Source organism: Rhodohalobacter sulfatireducens (assembly GCF_022012475.1).
Classification (GTDB): Bacteria; Bacteroidota; Rhodothermia; order Balneolales; family Balneolaceae; genus Rhodohalobacter; species Rhodohalobacter sulfatireducens.
This window is the reverse complement of sequence record NZ_JAKLWS010000006.1, coordinates 144,675-160,729: the sequence shown is the minus strand read 5'-3', so window position 1 is coordinate 160,729 and position 16,055 is coordinate 144,675. Positions and strand designations below refer to the sequence as shown.

Annotated in this window: 13 protein-coding genes and 6 tRNA genes; 7 read left to right on the top strand and 12 right to left on the bottom strand. The window is 41.5% G+C overall.

Features of this window, described 5'->3' with window-relative positions:
* Nucleotides 1-77 precede the first annotated feature (77 nt).
* Nucleotides 78-506, bottom strand: coding sequence for a VOC family protein (locus L6773_RS07135; protein WP_237853178.1), 429 nt, complete (start codon nt 504-506; stop codon nt 78-80).
* A 143-nt stretch (nt 507-649) separates the two neighbouring features.
* On the opposite strand from L6773_RS07135, the gene L6773_RS07130 reads away from it, so the two are divergent.
* Nucleotides 650-1,108 carry a Dabb family protein gene (locus tag L6773_RS07130; RefSeq protein WP_237853177.1) on the top strand — a complete coding sequence of 153 codons (459 nt, stop codon included), beginning with the start codon at nt 650-652 and terminating at the stop codon, nt 1,106-1,108.
* 72 nt (nt 1,109-1,180) lie between these two features.
* On the opposite strand, the gene L6773_RS07125 is transcribed toward L6773_RS07130, so the two are convergent.
* On the bottom strand, nt 1,181-2,587 hold the full coding sequence (locus L6773_RS07125; protein WP_237853176.1) for a Gfo/Idh/MocA family protein: 1,407 nt from the start codon (nt 2,585-2,587) through the stop codon (nt 1,181-1,183).
* Nucleotides 2,588-3,187: 600 nt separating this feature from the next.
* On the opposite strand from L6773_RS07125, the gene sqr reads away from it, so the two are divergent.
* From sqr to L6773_RS07110, 3 genes are read left to right on the top strand one after another with little or no spacing between them, the layout of a single operon-like run.
* On the top strand, nt 3,188-4,456 hold the full coding sequence (gene sqr / locus L6773_RS07120; protein ID WP_237853175.1) for a type III sulfide quinone reductase, selenoprotein subtype: 1,269 nt from the start codon (nt 3,188-3,190) through the stop codon (nt 4,454-4,456).
* 20 nt (nt 4,457-4,476) lie between these two features.
* The gene (locus L6773_RS07115) at nt 4,477-4,794 is read left to right on the top strand and encodes a TusE/DsrC/DsvC family sulfur relay protein (RefSeq protein ID WP_237853174.1); all 318 of its coding nucleotides are present in this window, start codon (nt 4,477-4,479) and stop codon (nt 4,792-4,794) included.
* A gap of 15 nt (nt 4,795-4,809) precedes the next feature.
* Entirely contained in the window at nt 4,810-5,331 is a 522-nt protein-coding gene (locus L6773_RS07110; RefSeq protein ID WP_237853173.1) for a DsrE/DsrF/DrsH-like family protein, read from the top strand.
* 94 nt (nt 5,332-5,425) lie between these two features.
* Here the strand turns inward: L6773_RS07110 and L6773_RS07105 are convergent.
* The 7 genes from L6773_RS07105 to L6773_RS07075 all read right to left on the bottom strand — a co-directional run bounded on the left by L6773_RS07105 (nt 5,426) and on the right by L6773_RS07075 (nt 7,343).
* Nucleotides 5,426-5,498, bottom strand: a tRNA-Glu gene (locus tag L6773_RS07105).
* A gap of 89 nt (nt 5,499-5,587) precedes the next feature.
* Nucleotides 5,588-5,664, bottom strand: a tRNA-His gene (locus tag L6773_RS07100).
* A 7-nt stretch (nt 5,665-5,671) separates the two neighbouring features.
* Nucleotides 5,672-5,744 (bottom strand) — tRNA-Glu (locus L6773_RS07095).
* A 22-nt stretch (nt 5,745-5,766) separates the two neighbouring features.
* A tRNA-Cys gene (locus tag L6773_RS07090) sits at nt 5,767-5,837 on the bottom strand.
* A gap of 75 nt (nt 5,838-5,912) precedes the next feature.
* A tRNA-Arg gene (locus tag L6773_RS07085) sits at nt 5,913-5,986 on the bottom strand.
* A 211-nt stretch (nt 5,987-6,197) separates the two neighbouring features.
* Nucleotides 6,198-6,271 (bottom strand) — tRNA-Pro (locus L6773_RS07080).
* 100 nt (nt 6,272-6,371) lie between these two features.
* Nucleotides 6,372-7,343, bottom strand: coding sequence for a glycosyltransferase family 2 protein (locus tag L6773_RS07075; RefSeq protein ID WP_237853172.1), 972 nt, complete (start codon nt 7,341-7,343; stop codon nt 6,372-6,374).
* A 70-nt stretch (nt 7,344-7,413) separates the two neighbouring features.
* Between L6773_RS07075 and L6773_RS07070 the strand changes: the two genes are divergently transcribed.
* On the top strand, nt 7,414-8,517 hold the full coding sequence (locus tag L6773_RS07070; RefSeq protein ID WP_237853171.1) for a hypothetical protein: 1,104 nt from the start codon (nt 7,414-7,416) through the stop codon (nt 8,515-8,517).
* A 185-nt stretch (nt 8,518-8,702) separates the two neighbouring features.
* Here L6773_RS07070 and L6773_RS07065 read toward each other — a convergent pair whose 3' ends face one another.
* From L6773_RS07065 to rpsT, 3 genes are all read right to left on the bottom strand, one after another.
* A complete protein-coding gene (locus L6773_RS07065; RefSeq protein ID WP_237853170.1) occupies nt 8,703-11,303 on the bottom strand; it encodes an ATP-dependent Clp protease ATP-binding subunit in 2,601 nt (866 codons plus the stop codon).
* Nucleotides 11,304-11,456: 153 nt separating this feature from the next.
* A complete protein-coding gene (gpmI, locus tag L6773_RS07060; protein ID WP_237853169.1) occupies nt 11,457-12,962 on the bottom strand; it encodes a 2,3-bisphosphoglycerate-independent phosphoglycerate mutase in 1,506 nt (501 codons plus the stop codon).
* Nucleotides 12,963-12,964: 2 nt separating this feature from the next.
* Entirely contained in the window at nt 12,965-13,219 is a 255-nt protein-coding gene (gene rpsT, locus L6773_RS07055; protein WP_255727718.1) for a 30S ribosomal protein S20, read from the bottom strand.
* 127 nt (nt 13,220-13,346) lie between these two features.
* Here rpsT and cmk point away from each other — a divergent pair, with 127 nt between their 5' ends.
* The gene (cmk, locus tag L6773_RS07050) at nt 13,347-14,012 is read left to right on the top strand and encodes a (d)CMP kinase (RefSeq protein WP_237853167.1); all 666 of its coding nucleotides are present in this window, start codon (nt 13,347-13,349) and stop codon (nt 14,010-14,012) included.
* A 53-nt stretch (nt 14,013-14,065) separates the two neighbouring features.
* Complete coding sequence (gene rpsA / locus L6773_RS07045) at nt 14,066-16,039, top strand: 30S ribosomal protein S1 (protein ID WP_237853166.1); 1,974 nt, start codon at nt 14,066-14,068, stop codon at nt 16,037-16,039.
* The last annotated feature ends 16 nt before the right edge of the window (nt 16,040-16,055 follow it).

Sequence of the window (16,055 nt, the reverse complement as noted above, 5' to 3'; positions counted from 1 at the left end):
GAGTTTTGAAAGGGTAATGATTGTTTGTCCGGCAGGACATTCGTAGATATCTGTAGTTTCTATGGTGATGTTTCGTACTAACTATTTTCAGAAAAACTAACCATCCATTTAATACCGAATTTATCCGTTAGCATTCCGAAGTAATCACCCCAAAACATATTCTGCATCTCCATCTCGATTTCGGCTTCGTCAGAAAGGCCGTTGAAATATTGATCGGCTTGCTCTTTGCTGTCGGCCTGGATAGAAATATAAAAGTTACTTCCTTGTTCGACAGTTTGGTTCATTGATTCAAGAGCGTCTGTTCCCATAATCATATTCCGATCGCCGATTGGCAGGGCGATATGCATAACTTTGTCTCGTTCATTTTCAGGCAAGTTATTGCCTTCAGGGGTATCACTGAACCGGGTAATTCCCCCGATAAACTCACCGCCGAATATGGATTGATAGAATATGAATGCTTCTTCGGTGTTTCCCTGGAAATTGAGGTATGGATTGATAGTTGGCATAAAAGGTCATTAACTTTGATGTGAAATTATATCGATAAAAATAGATGTAGGAAAATTCAAGGAATAAATCACTAAATAGAGAAAACAGATATCAATATGTATATTGCCAAGGCTAAAACTCAAACTTTAACTAATTCAGGGATATGAAACGGACTCTTTTTGTTCTTACGTTAGCTCTTGCATTTTTTGCAACTGCATGCCAGCAGAGCCAGGATAATTCAATGGAGATGCAAAGCGAATCATCAAACGAGATATCAACCTCAACCACAGAAAACACTATCGGTATGCTGCAACACACGGTTTATTTTTATCTGAATGAAGATGTAACAGAAGAAGAACGACAGCAATTTGAGGAGGGACTTGAGGCGCTTCTTTCTATCGAAGAGATCTATAGATCTGAAATGGGAGTCCCGGCCGGTACTCCGGATCGAGAGGTAACCGATCACTCATTTGGCTATTCGATCTTTACCTGGTTTGAAACGATGGATGATTATGAAGTTTATGCCGAACACCCTGACCATATGGAGTTCATCGATCAATACGAAAGTCTTTGGGCGGATGTAAAAGTGTACGATACGCAAGTTACACAGGCGATGGACTAATTCAATATATTTGCACATAAAAAAACCCTGCCCGGTTTGATGCTGAGCAGGGTTTTTGTTTATAGGGTTTAATTAAGAGGGAACTCTCATATTCTCTGGATCCCAACGAACAACGCGTTGCTCCTTCAAACTTGTATTTGTTAAAAGGGCAGGGGCTGCAGCTCTGAATCCAAAAGTGGAATCTTCAAATACAGGGGTGCCGTTCCTTATGGAATCAAAGAAATTGACGAAGTGGTCCAGCCTTGAATCGTATCCGTCTGGAGTTCGGAATTCTTCTGTCTGATTCATTTCAGGTTGGTATTCAACCTCATCAGCATGTTGTTCCCTGTAGTTCTGCTTGAACTCTTCCTGTACTTCTTCTGAAAATGTCAGAAGCGAGTTATATCCCTGGAGATCATCCATAGAAGGTTCTCTTCTTGGGATTCGAGTCAGTTTAACAGAATTTCCGGGTGCAATTTCCATAGCACCTTCATCCCCGATAAACTGGAATCGTGTACCCGTTCCTCCGCCATCGGCAAGGTTACTTTGAAGGGTCAGCGTAAAATCCGGATGATTGTCAGTTTCAGGGTAGTGGTATTGGCCATTAATTACATCCGGCGCTTCACGTCCGTCAAACCAGGATCGTAGACCGCCTGTACCGGAAACATGTGTGGGGCCAACGGCACCGAGAACCGTATGAATACCGGTAAAGAGATGTACAAAAAGATCGCCGGGAACACCAGTTCCGTAATCGTCGTAGCATCTCCATCTGAAAAATCGTTTAGGATCCCAGGGGCGGTCAGGTGCATCACCGAGGAATGTATCCCAGTCAACTGTATCCGGTGTAGCATCCTCAGGCATAGAATATTGCCATGCCCCAAGTGAAGAGTTACGATTGTAAACGGCAACCACCTGGTTCAAAGTCCCGATCGCACCGGATTCATAAAGTTCCTTAGCTTTTTGGAAAATCATGTCGCTGGTAAACTGGCTTCCTACCTGCAAAACTGCATTACTATTCTGATCGGCATTGATCACGTCGAGTCCTTCATCAATTCTTTGTACCATCGGTTTTTCGCAGTACACATGCTTGCCGGCGCCTAAAAAGTCGATGGAGTGTTTTGCATGCCAGTGGTCGGGTGTACAGAGCAGCACGGCATCAACATCATCTCGTTCAAGGATCTCTCTATAGTCTTTTGTGGTAAAGACATCATCGCCAAACACTTCTTTTGTTCGAACCAGTCTTGAGTCATAGCAGTCTGCCGCAGCAACCATTTTTACACCGGGCACCTCTAAAGCAGTTGGCGTATCAAAATGGGCGATAATCCCCATGCCGATGGTAGCAATTTGAATTTGATCATTTGCCTGAAATTTTTTCTTCCAGTCACGGTCTTTCAGTTCCTCAAATCGTTCAGCGGCTTTTCCGCTTTTTGGGGCAATAGCAAAACCGGCCAAACCGAGGGCACTGTTTCGCAGAAAATTTTTACGAGAAATATTAGACATATTCACTCCATTTAGATTAATCAATAGATAGTTCGTTCTCGGGATAAATTGACCTCAGAAATTAGATTCCCGAATTTTTTTATGATATAGACTTTGAGCAAAGCATATATAAAACAGGTTATTTAAAACCAGTCACTAAATCAATAATAAACTATTCGAATATGTAGATTTGATAAATTATAATTTCAGAAATTTCAATTTAGGGTGAGCAGTTTTCGAAAGCGGAAAAGTTTATGTACAAATTCTTCACCTACAAACGGGCAGAGGATCCAATAAATAACAAAATTTTTTAATCGTCTTTATTATCTCACCAGTATCTACTGTTTTTAGGGGAAATCCCTACTATTGTAGGGAATGCCCTTATTACCCAATCAGATTAAGTACCCTTCCTCTTAATTACAATTATAACCATATTTATCGCATCATTAACAAACAAACAAAAAACATTCTAGGCGCAATCAAACGGATGAAATGAATCATCTTCATTAATTAATTTGACCTATTTAACGATAGAAATTTTAACAAATATTTTTTATCAAATTTAAATTAGGTTAAAGAAAAAAGAGATTCTTCACTATACAACTACAGGAGGGAACAATCATGAAAGATATCCTCATATTAGGAGCAGGGACTTCGGGAACAATGATGGCCAACAAGCTCAGTAAAGCCCTGAAGTCAGACGAATTTAGACTCACCATAGTCGATAAAGACGAAACACACTATTATCAACCAGGGTTTTTGTTTATACCATTCGGAATTTATTCAAAGGAAGATGTTATCAAACCCAAGAAAAATTTCTTTCCTAAGGACACGAATGTTATCGTTTCTGAGATAGATTTGATCAAACCGGAGGAAAACAAGGTACACTTGTCGAGTGGTGATGTTCTTTCCTACGATTATTTGATTATTGCAACGGGCACAGAGATACGACCTGACGAAATCGAGGGGATGACCGATGAGCTCTGGAAGAAATCAATATTTGATTTTTATACCATTGAAGGAGCTTTGGCATTGGCAGAGTTTTTGGATGATTGGGAAGGTGGAAAGCTGGTCTTGAATATTGCCGAAATGCCGATCAAATGCCCGGTAGCTCCTTTAGAATTTCTATTTCTTGCAGATGATTATTTCAAGAAAAAAGGAATGCGAGACAAGGTGGAAATCATATTTGTCACCCCTCTCGATGCCGCATTTACGAAACCGATTGCCGCAAGAGAATTAGGTAATTTTTTAGAAGAGAAGAATATTAATCTTGTTACAGAATTCAATATTGGGCGGGTTGATAATGAAGAGAAGAAAATTATCTCCTGGGATGAAAGAGAAGTTGAGTTCGATCTTTTAGTAACGATTCCAACAAATATGGGAATAGAGGCTATTGAGAAGAGTGAAATGGGAGATGAACTGAATTTTATTCCGACTGATAATCATACCCTGCAATCAGAAAACTGGGAGAATATATTTGTAATTGGTGATGCAACAAATCTTCCTTCATCAAAAGCGGGATCGGTTGCCCATTTTGAATCAGATGTGCTTTTCGAAAATCTTTTGAGCCATATTAATGGTGAACCGCTCACTGCATCGTTTGACGGGCATGCGAACTGCTTTATCGAATCGGGAGATGGCAAGGGGCTTCTTATAGACTTTAACTACGATACTGAACCACTCCCCGGAAAATTCCCAATACCTGGCATTGGGCCATTTTCTCTCTTAAAAGAAACCAAAATGAATCATATCGGGAAAATGGGATTCAAGTGGCTTTATTGGAACATGTTAATCAAAGGGAGAGACCTTCCGTTAGAATCGCAAATGTCGATGGCAGGAAAGATCGTACCGGAAAAAGAGGAACAGGAGACAAAGACTTTACAACTATAAAATAAAATCGAGGTAAAAAGATGACTTCAGAAACCAAACAAGAAAAAACAGTTCTACTTGATCAAGACGGACACCTGGCGAATCGCGAGGATTGGTCGGAAGAACTAGCCCAGGAGTTAGCAAATATTGAGGATGTAGGTGAATTGACTGACCGCCATTGGAAAGTGATTAAATATATCCAAAAGGAATTTGACGAGCAGGGGGATGCGCCGTCTATCAGAAAATTGACGAAAGAAAGCGGTGTTTCTACGAAAGAACTTTACCAGTTATTTCCAAAAGGGCCGGCTAAAAAAGCTGCAAAAATTGCCGGATTACCAAAACCAAAAGGTTGTATTTAAAAGGAGGGAATTACTATGACACAATTTGTAACTAAAGAAAAAACAAAAGGATTGGATGAGATAAAATCATCAAAAGAGCCAATTAAAAAAGTATCGCTCATCATCTCAAAAGGATCTTTGGATGGTGTGTACCCGGGTTTGATTATGGGAAACGGAGCCCGGATGGAGGGAATAGAAGCAACGCTATTCTTTACATTTTTTGGCCTCGAAGCAATCATCAATGATAAGATGGATAATCTAAAAGTACCTACCGTTGGGAATCCAGCTATGCATATACCAACAATGCTGGGAGGCCTACCGGGGATGTCATCTTTTGCAACTAAGAAGATGAAAGAGGAAATGGAAAATTTAGATATTCCTCCTGTCAGGGAGTTTATAGAGATGATACACGATACTGGAGCCGAAATTTATGCATGTAAAGCTACAGTAGACATGTTTCATTTAGATGAATCTGATTTCTGTGAGCAAGTAGACGGCATAATCACAGTCGGAGAGTTCTATGAGAAATCTGCCGGTGCTGAAATTATATTCACATAATAGTTTAAATGGCATAAAAAGCCAGAAATTCATCAGATCAACCTGTTAAAACAAGAAATCCCGGGTCTTTTTGAGAGGTCCGGGATTTCTTATGTACCGCGTACGGGATTTGAACCCGTGTTACCGCCGTGAAAGGGCGGCGTCCTAAACCCCTAGACGAACGCGGCAGAACAGCTTCACAATAAAACAGTGATCAGTTATCAGAGATAAAGACTGTTCCTTCTGATAACTGATCACTGTGAAATGTTCACTGAAATGGGGAGCCTGATGGGATTTGAACCCACGGCCTCCAGGGCCACAACCTGGCGCTCTAACCAACTGAGCTACAAGCTCCATAATGTACCGCGTACGGGATTCGAACCCGTGTTACCGCCGTGAAAGGGCGGCGTCCTAAACCCCTAGACGAACGCGGCAAAATATATCCAATAAAAAAAGAGGCGACAGGCGGATTCGAACCGCCGTACGAGGTTTTGCAGACCTCTGCCTAACCACTCGGCCATGTCGCCTTTGTTAAAGTCACCTCTGAATGACGTATAAATACAAATTAATGATTGTCAATCATTCAAATCAAGAAACCTTCGTACGCCCAACAGGAGTCGAACCTGTAACCTACGGCTTAGAAGGCCGTTGCTCTATCCAGTTGAGCTATGGGCGCTAATTGGAATGAAGATTGTTGAGTGTTGAATGGCGAATTTCAATCGCGCCCGCAATGAATCCAACATTCACAATTCAACCTTCCTAAAAGTCGGGGAGATCCCGAGGAGTCGGGAAACCTGCGACCCTCCCGACAAGCCTGTCGGGATTTGTTGCCAGCCTGGGGCATTTCCCAAACTATTCAAAGCAATATGTCAAAACTAAATATTATGTCGGGGAGACAGGATTTGAACCTGCGACCCTTCGCTCCCAAAGCGAATGCGCTACCGGCCTGCGCCACTCCCCGTAACTCCATTCAAAAATCAATGAATGGGTTTGTTTGTATCAGATTGTCAAAAGAATCATAAGATAAAAGTTTTTGAATCTGATTGCAATTTCAAACCGGGTTAAATTTTCGTTTTTTTCAATAAATCTTTTGATAATTCTGAAAGGAATCCAATGGAATACGCAGAGAGTTGAGTAAAAGCGGTTACGATAGAAAGTAATGCAATCTTGAAGCTTTTCTCTTTTATAAACGCACTTGCAAAAAGTAATATGGCATATAGAATGTAGAGGAGATAAAACTGTTTAAGCATTGCAATATTGAGTACTAAGAACGCTACCGAAAGAATTAAACCGATAAAAAAGAAAGTGGGGAAGAGGTGAACGAGTTTTACTTCTTCGGGATAAAATCGCCTGATATTTATACGAGCCCGGCCAAAAAAGTGTAACTGCCAAAAAAATTGACGAAGACTTGTTCGACGTTTGTGATATACATAGGCATCTGCAATCAATGCTGACTTAAATCCACTTTTAATGATGCGCATGCTAAACTCAAGATCTTCTCCCATCCGGGTAATTTTATATCCACCGATCTTTTCATACACCTCGCGGCTGATTCCCATATTGAAACTCCTTGGATGAAATGTACCCATTTTTCTCTTTAATCCACGGATGCCACCGGTCGTAAAAAAGGAGGTCATACTAAAATTAATCGCTTTCTGTAGTTGAGTGAAAGAGGGATGAGCGCGATCCGGACCGCCCCAGGCATCAACAGGATTTTGTGATAGAAATGCATTTACAGTTTCAAAATAGTGCTGCGGTATGATACAGTCTGAATCAAACATCACATAATATTCACCATTTGCACGCTCAAAACCGTAGTTTCTCGAGAATCCCTGTCCGCTGTTATCTTTGTAATAGTAACTGATGTTGAGCCGGTTTGAGAATTCATCAACAACATCTTTAGAAGTTTTTTCGGAACCATCTTCTACAATTAGCACTTCAAAGTTTGTGTAGGTCTGTTTGGTCAGGCTCTCGAGCAACTCATAGATTTCATCCGGTCGGTTGTATACCGGTATGATAATGGAGTAGAACATCAATGCATTTCATTACAAAATTCTCGTTCTTTAAGTGAATTTGAATATAACAACATTAACCTATCATTCGATGAAGTTTCTTTTTACCGTACTTATTTTCATCAGTTATTCACCATCTCTTTTTTCTCAGTCGATAGAGATAGAATCTGACCCGGCTCAGAGCTCCTTTTCTGACAATACATTTTCAGCCGGTGATGGTACTGTGATTGTCTCCGGCAACCAGTTTGTTTTAGGATCTGCTCAAATAGCGAATCCTGAAGCTTGGTCGTTCTCATCATCAAACCGCAGAGCTTCATTTTTACAGAGAAGCAATGGGATTAACCTGATGAGCTACAATGCAGAAGGTGACCTTTTTATCGAACGAGCCCTCCAATTTTTTACCCCATCAGATAACACAATTAATACATATCAATTCGATAATGGAGATATCGTGCTTCGTGACAATGTGGCTAACTTTACTTTTTTGAATGCAAAAGGGGAGACAAGTTACCAGGTTTCAAATAGTTCGGGGAGTACGGATGGAGAGCAGGAATCGCAGTTGGCATCAAATCCATTTGGAAGTACCATTGTACTTTACAACCCGGTTATTGCTTATGGGCCAGAGACTGGTTCAAGGGCACAAATTGTTTACGGTGAGCAGGATACAGACCTTTTTTTCAATAGCAGAGAAGATGAAATCAGGGATGTTCGGATCAGTGAGAGTGGTGGGTTTATTACGCTGGTCACCGCAGGGGCCGGTGGACATACTGCGACCGTGTATGACAGGTTTGGGAATGAACTTTTTCAACAAACAAGTGATGAAGATCTGATCGGTGCAACGCTAAATACAGATTCGACACATCTTACAATCTATTCCAGCGGCAGAGTTCAGGTTTATGAAATTCTAAGTGGCAACAGACTCGGAAGTGCTTCATCAAGGAGCTCTATTCTTTTTGCCGGTTACGATCCTGAAGCTCAAACAATTATTGCACTCGGCGGCTCACAAAGTGGTATGACAATAGAAGAACCGGAAATTACGGCTGTTAGTATATCGGAACTTGAAATTGCCAGGGAAGATGTGCCATTTTCAATTTCCACCCTGAATATTGATCGCGTGGCTTTATCTGTAACGGGTTCTAACTCCTATTCAATATCAGGTTTGAATCGTAACCTTCTGGTGGATGTGGTTTTTTAGAATTGTAATTTTGCAGATACTGTTCGTGCCAAATATTGGATAAAGCACAAAACAGAGCTCTCACAACAGCTATTTTATTCAACAACTTTGTGAACTTTAACTCCTGAGATTCGAAAAGTTGATTCCATAAAAAAAGCACGTGACCACCGGCCACGTGCTTTGCATCAATTCTTATGTACCTTTTATCAGGCTTTCGCTTCCTGCTCTGATTCTTCGGAGGTTGAATTGTCCTGATCTCCGTCATCTCCATTTTCTGCTTCAGCAGCTGATGATTCAGGTTCAGTCCAATCGAATTCGAGTCCGTCACGGGATTTATTCATCTTAATTTTGATGAGCGATCCTTCGGGATGATCCACCCCTAAGAGCTCTTCAGCGAGAGGATCTTCCACATATTTCTGGATGGCACGTTTTAGTGGACGCGCTCCATATTTTTGATCGAATCCTTTGTCGGTGATGAAATCCTTGGCCCCTTTTGTGAGCTCAAGTTCATATCCGAGGTTTCGAATTCTCACGAAGAGTTCATCAGAAAGAATATCAATTATCTTGAATATATCATCTCTTTCGAGTGGTCTGAATGTCAGAACATCATCTATTCTGTTCAGAAACTCGGGGTTGAAAACTTTCTTCAGTGCATCTTGAATGGTCGACTTCATCTGAGCATAGTCGAACTCTCCGTCACCTGCTGAGAAACCGATTCCTTTACCCATATTTCTGATATCACGAGCACCAATATTTGATGTCATGATAATAATTGTATTCCTGAAATCAACTTTTCTGCCGAGACTATCCGTCAGGATTCCGTCATCCAGAACCTGCAGGAGAATATTAAACACATCCGGGTGAGCCTTCTCAATTTCATCGAGAAGTACAACACTGTATGGTTTTCTTCGAACTTTTTCAGTCAGAATTCCACCTTCTTCATAGCCTACGTATCCCGGAGGCGCACCAACAAGTCGCGAGACACTGAATTTTTCCATGTACTCACTCATATCAATTCGAATCAGGGCTTCTTCCTTATCAAACAGGTATTTTGCAAGTACTTTCGCCATTTCAGTTTTACCTACACCGGTAGGCCCGAGGAATATGAATGACCCAATAGGACGCGAAGGATCTTTTAATCCGGCTCGCGTTCTTTGAATGGCTTTTGTGAGTTTATTGATCGCTTCCTCCTGACCAACAATATTCTTGCCAAGCTCCTCTTTCATGTGAAGAAGTTTCTGACCTTCTTTCTGGCTGATCTTGTTGACGGGAACTCCGCTCATCATGGCAACAACAGATGCTACATCCTCATCGGATACATCGTAAACAATGTGTTCTGATTCTTTCTCCCATTCCTTCTGAGCCTGGTCTAATTCTTCAATCAATCGCTTCTCGGTATCCCGGAGGCGTGCAGCTTCTTCAAACCGCTGCTTTTTGACCATAGAATTTTTCTCCTGGCTTGTTTTTTCGATCTCATCTTCGAGTTCAAGAATATGATCCGGAACGGTAATGTTTGATAAGTGAACACGAGCGCCAGCTTCATCCAGCGCATCAATTGCCTTATCGGGAAGGAAGTGATCGGTTACGTACCGGTCTGTAAGTTTCACACATGCATCAATAGCGTCTTCGCTATACCGAACACTGTGATGTTTTTCGTATTTCCCTTTAATTTGTGTAAGAATTTCAAGCGTTTCCTCAATCGTTGTCGGATCGACCATAATTTTCTGGAATCGCCTTTCGAGAGCACCGTCTTTTTCTATAAACTGTCGGTATTCGTTCAATGTAGTGGCACCGATGGCCTGAACTTCGCCTCTTGCGAGGGCCGGTTTCAGCATGTTCGATGCATCCAGTGAACCACTTGCACCGCCGGCTCCGACAATGGTATGCAGCTCATCGATAAATAGAATTACATTATCGGTCTTCTCGAGTTCACCCATTACCGCTTTCATCCGTTCTTCAAACTGACCACGATACTTCGTGCCTGCTACAAGTGCAGCAAGATCCAATGCAATTACGCGCTTATCGTAGAGAACGCGAGATACTTTTCGTTCAATAATTCTTGATGCCAAGCCTTCGGCTATTGCAGTTTTTCCTACTCCCGGTTCTCCAATCAGAACTGGGTTATTCTTCTTGCGGCGGCTCAGAACCTGCGCCACACGCTCGATTTCTTTTTCTCTTCCTATAATCGGATCGAGTTTACCATCCTCAGCGAGTTGGGTAAGATCTCTGCCAAAATTGTCAAGTACTGGTGTTTTTGACTTTTCCATTTTCTTTTCTCTGGAGCTGCCGGATGATTGTGAACCTTTAGATGAAGACGGCGGTGTAGAAGAACTTGCTGTTCGGGTATCTTTTTGATCTGTATCTCGGGTATTTCCGGAGATGATCATGTCAAGTTCTTCACGCACAGCGTCGTACGACACACTAAATTGTTGCAATATCTGAGCAGCAATATTTTCTTCATCCCTTAGGAGAGATAACAGAAGATGTTCAGTTCCTATTGTGTCACTTTTATAAAGTTTTGCTTCGAGATAAGTAATACGGAGTACCTTTTCAGCCTGTTTGGTAAGCGGGATATTCCCTACAGTAACTGTACCTCCGGTACCTCGAACTGTGTCTTCGATAGTTTTTTTGAGCTTAAATAGATCGCAATTCAGATTCTTAAGTATTCGAATAGCGACTCCGTCGCCCAATCGAACGATTCCCAAGATAAGATGCTCAGTGCCAATATAGTCATGGCCTAACCGCAGAGCTTCTTCTCGGCTGAATTGAATTACATCACGAACTTTACTTGAAAAATTACCCTCCATAGCGGGACCTAAAAGATTTGTCGTTGCTAACTTTGTAGCTTAACGATTGAAGTAGTTTTTTAGTTCATTCACCTACGAAAGTAGTATGGTGAATATGCAAATGCAAACAATTAAAAAGGAATTTGAAATAAACTGAGAAGTGAAATGAATTTTTTAAAACAAAGATGACCGGGTCATCTCATCAGGCTGTTCCAGATCCATCATTTTTAGAAGTGTTGGAGAAACATCTGCCAATATGCCATTCTCAAGTGATATATCTCTTTCGGATACGAGTACAACTGGTACAGGAACAGCCGTATGAGCCGTGTGCGGGCTCCCATCCGGCTGGACCATACAGTCTGCATTCCCATGATCGGCAATGACCAAAACTTCATATCCATTCTTAGTGGCAGTTTCAGTTACTTTTTTAAGTTGCTCGTCAACGGTTTCCACAGCTTTTATAGCTGCGTCCATATCTCCGGTATGGCCTACCATATCGGGATTTGCAAAATTTACAATTACGAGATTGTAATCTTTTTGAAGGCCTTCTACCACTTTATCTCCAACTTCCGGCGCGCTCATTTCAGGTTGAAGATCGTAAGTAGCAACTTTGGGGCTCGGAACCATAACCCGGTCTTCACCCTCACTAGGAGTTTCTTCTCCACCGTTAAAAAAGTAAGTAACATGTGGATATTTTTCTGTTTCTGCTATTCGCAGCTGTTTTAATCCCTGTGCGCTAACAAACTCTCCAATTGTATTTTTGAGACGAGTGGGAGGGAAGGCTACGTGGGCAAATGAGTTGAATGTATCATCGTAATCCGTAAAAGTTACGTAATGAAGATCCAGGTTTTCCATTTTAAAAGGAATATCTCCAACCTGGAAAAATGCTTTTGTGATTTGTCGTGCACGATCTCCGCGAATATTAAAGAATACAACCACATCACCTTTTTCAATTCGGCTGTTCTTCGCGGTATTGATTCGGTACGGTTCTAAAAATTCGTCGGTCACATCTTTTGCATAGCTCTGCTCAAACACTTCAGAAGCTTCATCTACCTCTGTACCTTTTCCATGAATCAGAAGGTCGTAAGCTTTTTGAGTTCGTTCCCAGCGATTATCACGATCCATAGCGTAATACCTTCCCACTACGGAAGCCATTGTTCCGACACCGATCTCATCTGCCTTTTGCTCAAACTGCTTTAAATATTCAGCACCGCCATGTGGTGAGGTGTCTCGTCCATCGGTAAACGCGTGCACATAGGCATTTTCAAGATCATACTTCTTGGCCATCTCAAGCAGGGCATACAGGTGCTCGTTATTACTGTGGACACCGCCATCAGAAAAAAGGCCCATAAAATGGATTTTTTCTCTCTCTTTGGCTTTACCAAATGCAGTAGTAAGGATCTCATTTTCGAAAAAGTCACCCTCTCTGATCGATTTATTGATCCTGGAAAGTTCCTGCCATACAATTCGGCCGGCCCCAATATTAAGGTGTCCTACTTCGGAATTTCCAAACTGACCGTCCGGTAATCCTACATCTTCGCCGCTGGCTGAAAGCTGAGCGTGCGGATACTTCTTGATGAGAGAATCAAAATAAGGTTTGTTTGCCTTATCAACGGCACTGACTTCAGGATTTTCGGCAATACCGAAACCATCTAATATAACAAGCAGAGCTTTCGACAATGTTACGACAGGTTATTTACGTGCGTGGTAAGTTGCGATTTTTTTCGAGCTGCACGATTCGGGTGAATCACATTTTTTACAGCCAGCCTGTCGATTAAACTAACGGCTTCTTTGAGATGTTTTTCCGCTTGTTCCTTATCTTTTGCGTCTAATACTTTTTTTACGAGCGTTCTCATTTTAGAACGTCGTGCATTATTGTGAGTTCTGCGCTTTTTGTTCTGGCGCATTCTTTTGATTGCTGATTGATGCTGTGGCATAACGAATCAATAAAATTTTATAATACTTTTATAGTTTACAGAACCACAAAATTAACGCTTCTGAATTCAACTTACAAGAAGTGATTGAATGTTAAGCAGAAAAAATTTAATTTAGCTGTTCTCTGATATGATCATTGTAATTGATGGGCCGGCCGGATCCGGCAAAAGTTCTACCGCAAAGAAAATAGCCGAATTGCTCGATATCCAATATCTCGATTCGGGTGCGCTGTACAGAGCGCTTACATATCTTTGGTTGATGAACGATAAACCTGATCTGCCGGAGTTCTTTAAAATATTGCCGGGCGTAAAGCTGGATGCAGAATATCGAAATCAAACATTCATTATAAATGTGAATGGTGAAGATATCACGAAAGATATTCGAACCCAGCAAGTTGCTAATCATGTAAGTGAAATGGCAGCCCAACCAGAGGCACGGAAGTTTGTGAATCAATATATGAGAAAGCTTGTTATGAGTGATGCTTATATAGCGGACGGACGTGATCTGGGAACAGCGGTTTTTCCGGATGCCGATCTTAAGTTTTATATGATTGCATCATTGGAGGAACGGGCAAAGCGTCGTTATCGTGAGTTGATTTCTGATGATCCTTCAATTTCTTTTGAAGAAGTAAAGGATAATCTAAAAAACAGGGATCATCAGGACAGCAGCCGCGCTGCAGATCCGCTTAAAAAAGATGAAAATGCAATCTTAATTGATACAACCGGTAAAACATTTGAAGAACAAATTGATGAAATGGTCGGTATCATCAGAGACAAAATTAAACTAAAACAATAATTAAACCCTGCATTTCGAAAGTCGAATTGCAGCAGTATTTAACAGGTAACTAAATGACAGAAGACGTAAACAAAAACAAAGAACAACAAGAAGAAGTCGATACTACTGTAGCAACCGAAACTTCAACGGAAGGGGCTGAGGTTGAGGAAACAGTAGAAACTGAAGAAACCGTTGCTGAAACGGAAGAAGCATCAGAAGAAGTAGAAGAAACAGAAGAGACAACGGAAGAAGAAGAGAGTATAGAAGAATCAGTTCCTACTTTTACCGGAGAAGTAGATGGAAAGACCTATACATTTGATCAACTCCAGGCTGCTTCAGAAGATTACACAGATGAAGAATTTCATGAGTTGGCCGGAATGTATGAGAACACTCTCAGTGAAATTGAAGAAAAAGAGATTGTAACCGGAATTGTTGTATCCGTTGATGAGAAGTATGTAATTGTTGATATCGGATTTAAGTCTGAGGGTATTGTACAGGCTAATGAATTTTCTGACAAAGTACTTGAAAACCTGGCACCCGGCGATGAAGTTGAGGTTTTCCTCGATAAAGTAGAAGACAGGGAAGGGCAATTGATTCTTTCCCGTAAAAAAGCGGATATCCTTCAGGCCTGGGAAAACCTCGAAAATTCTTATGAAACCGGCGAAGTTATCGAAGGTTATATCCAGCGACGTATTAAAGGTGGTATGGTCGTGGATGTGTTTGGAATTGACGCCTTCCTACCCGGTTCTCAAATTGATGTTCGCCCTGTTCGCGACTTCGACGCCTATGTTGGTAAAACCATGGAATTCCAGGTTGTGAAACTCAACATGCAGGCTGAAAACGTAGTTGTTTCACACAGAGCATTGATTGAATCTGATCTTGAAGATCAGCGACAAGAAATTCTCGAAACGATTGAAGCCGGTCAGGTTCTCGAAGGTATAGTGAAGAATATTACCGACTTCGGTGTATTTATCGATCTTGGTGGTGTGGACGGACTGTTGCACATTACTGATCTTTCATGGGGCCGTGTTGAGCATCCGGAAGAGATCGTGAAACTCGATCAACGTATGAACGTTGCAGTAATCGACTTTGATGAAGAATCCAAACGAGTATCTCTTGGATTGAAGCAACTTCAACCGCATCCATGGGATGAGATCTATGAGAAATATCCTGAAAATATGCGAGTTCAGGGACGAGTGGTTTCTATTGCCGATTACGGTGCTTTTATTGAGCTTGAGAAAGGCGTTGAAGGCTTGATTCACATCAGTGAAATGAGTTGGACACAGCATATCAAACACCCATCTCAACTGGTTCAGAAAGATGACATCATTGAATGTGTGGTTCTGAATATCAACGAAGATGAGAAGAAAATTTCTCTCGGCGTCAAGCAACTCGAGAAAGATCCTTGGGAAGACCTTCTGGATCGGTATCCTATCGGTTCCTCCCACAAAGGAGAAGTCCGAAACCTCACCAACTTTGGTGTGTTTGTTGAGCTTGAACCCGGAATTGATGGACTTATCCATGTTTCTGACTTAAGCTGGACGGAAAAAGTTGAGCACCCGAATGAAGTAGTTGATAAAGGGCAGGAGATTGAAGTGGTAATTCTTGCCGTCGATTTCGACAACCGTAGAATCACACTTGGCCACAAGCAAGTTCAGGAAAATCCGTGGGAGAAATACGCGGAAGAGTATGGAATTGGCTCGAAGGTTGAAGGCGAAATTTCCAAAATTACAGACAAAGGAATGTTTGTTAAGATGGATCTTGGCGTTGATGCTTTCCTCGCTGGAAGCAAACTTAAAGAGTCCGTTGAGGACTTGAAAGAGAACTTCAGTGAAGGAGATAAAATTGAAGGCTACGTTGTTGAGTTCGATGAGTCTAGTAAAACTATTGAGCTATCTCAGGACGAAGATGATGTGAAGAAAAGAAAGCCAAAATCGAAGAAAAGTCCTCAGAAATCAGAGGATATTGAAACAGGCACTCCAACCCTGGGTGAAGTTTCCGGTTTGGCAGATAAACTTGCTGAGAAAGAGAAAAACAGCGAAAATTAATTCTTGCTAATTCATA

Bases quoted from the DNA above. Each gene is read 5' to 3' on its own strand.
- L6773_RS07135 (WP_237853178.1), bottom strand. From the start codon at position 506: ATGCCAACTATCAATCCATACCTCAATTTCCAGGGAAACACCGAAGAA.
- L6773_RS07130 (WP_237853177.1), top strand. From the start codon at position 650: ATGAAACGGACTCTTTTTGTTCTTACGTTAGCTCTTGCATTTTTTGCA.
- L6773_RS07125 (WP_237853176.1), bottom strand. From the start codon at position 2,587: ATGTCTAATATTTCTCGTAAAAATTTTCTGCGAAACAGTGCCCTCGGT.
- sqr (WP_237853175.1), top strand. From the start codon at position 3,188: ATGAAAGATATCCTCATATTAGGAGCAGGGACTTCGGGAACAATGATG.
- L6773_RS07115 (WP_237853174.1), top strand. From the start codon at position 4,477: ATGACTTCAGAAACCAAACAAGAAAAAACAGTTCTACTTGATCAAGAC.
- L6773_RS07110 (WP_237853173.1), top strand. From the start codon at position 4,810: ATGACACAATTTGTAACTAAAGAAAAAACAAAAGGATTGGATGAGATA.
- L6773_RS07075 (WP_237853172.1), bottom strand. From the start codon at position 7,343: ATGTTCTACTCCATTATCATACCGGTATACAACCGACCGGATGAAATC.
- L6773_RS07070 (WP_237853171.1), top strand. From the start codon at position 7,414: ATGAAGTTTCTTTTTACCGTACTTATTTTCATCAGTTATTCACCATCT.
- L6773_RS07065 (WP_237853170.1), bottom strand. From the start codon at position 11,303: ATGGAGGGTAATTTTTCAAGTAAAGTTCGTGATGTAATTCAATTCAGC.
- rpsT (WP_255727718.1), bottom strand. From the start codon at position 13,219: ATGCCACAGCATCAATCAGCAATCAAAAGAATGCGCCAGAACAAAAAG.
- cmk (WP_237853167.1), top strand. From the start codon at position 13,347: ATGATCATTGTAATTGATGGGCCGGCCGGATCCGGCAAAAGTTCTACC.
- rpsA (WP_237853166.1), top strand. From the start codon at position 14,066: ATGACAGAAGACGTAAACAAAAACAAAGAACAACAAGAAGAAGTCGAT.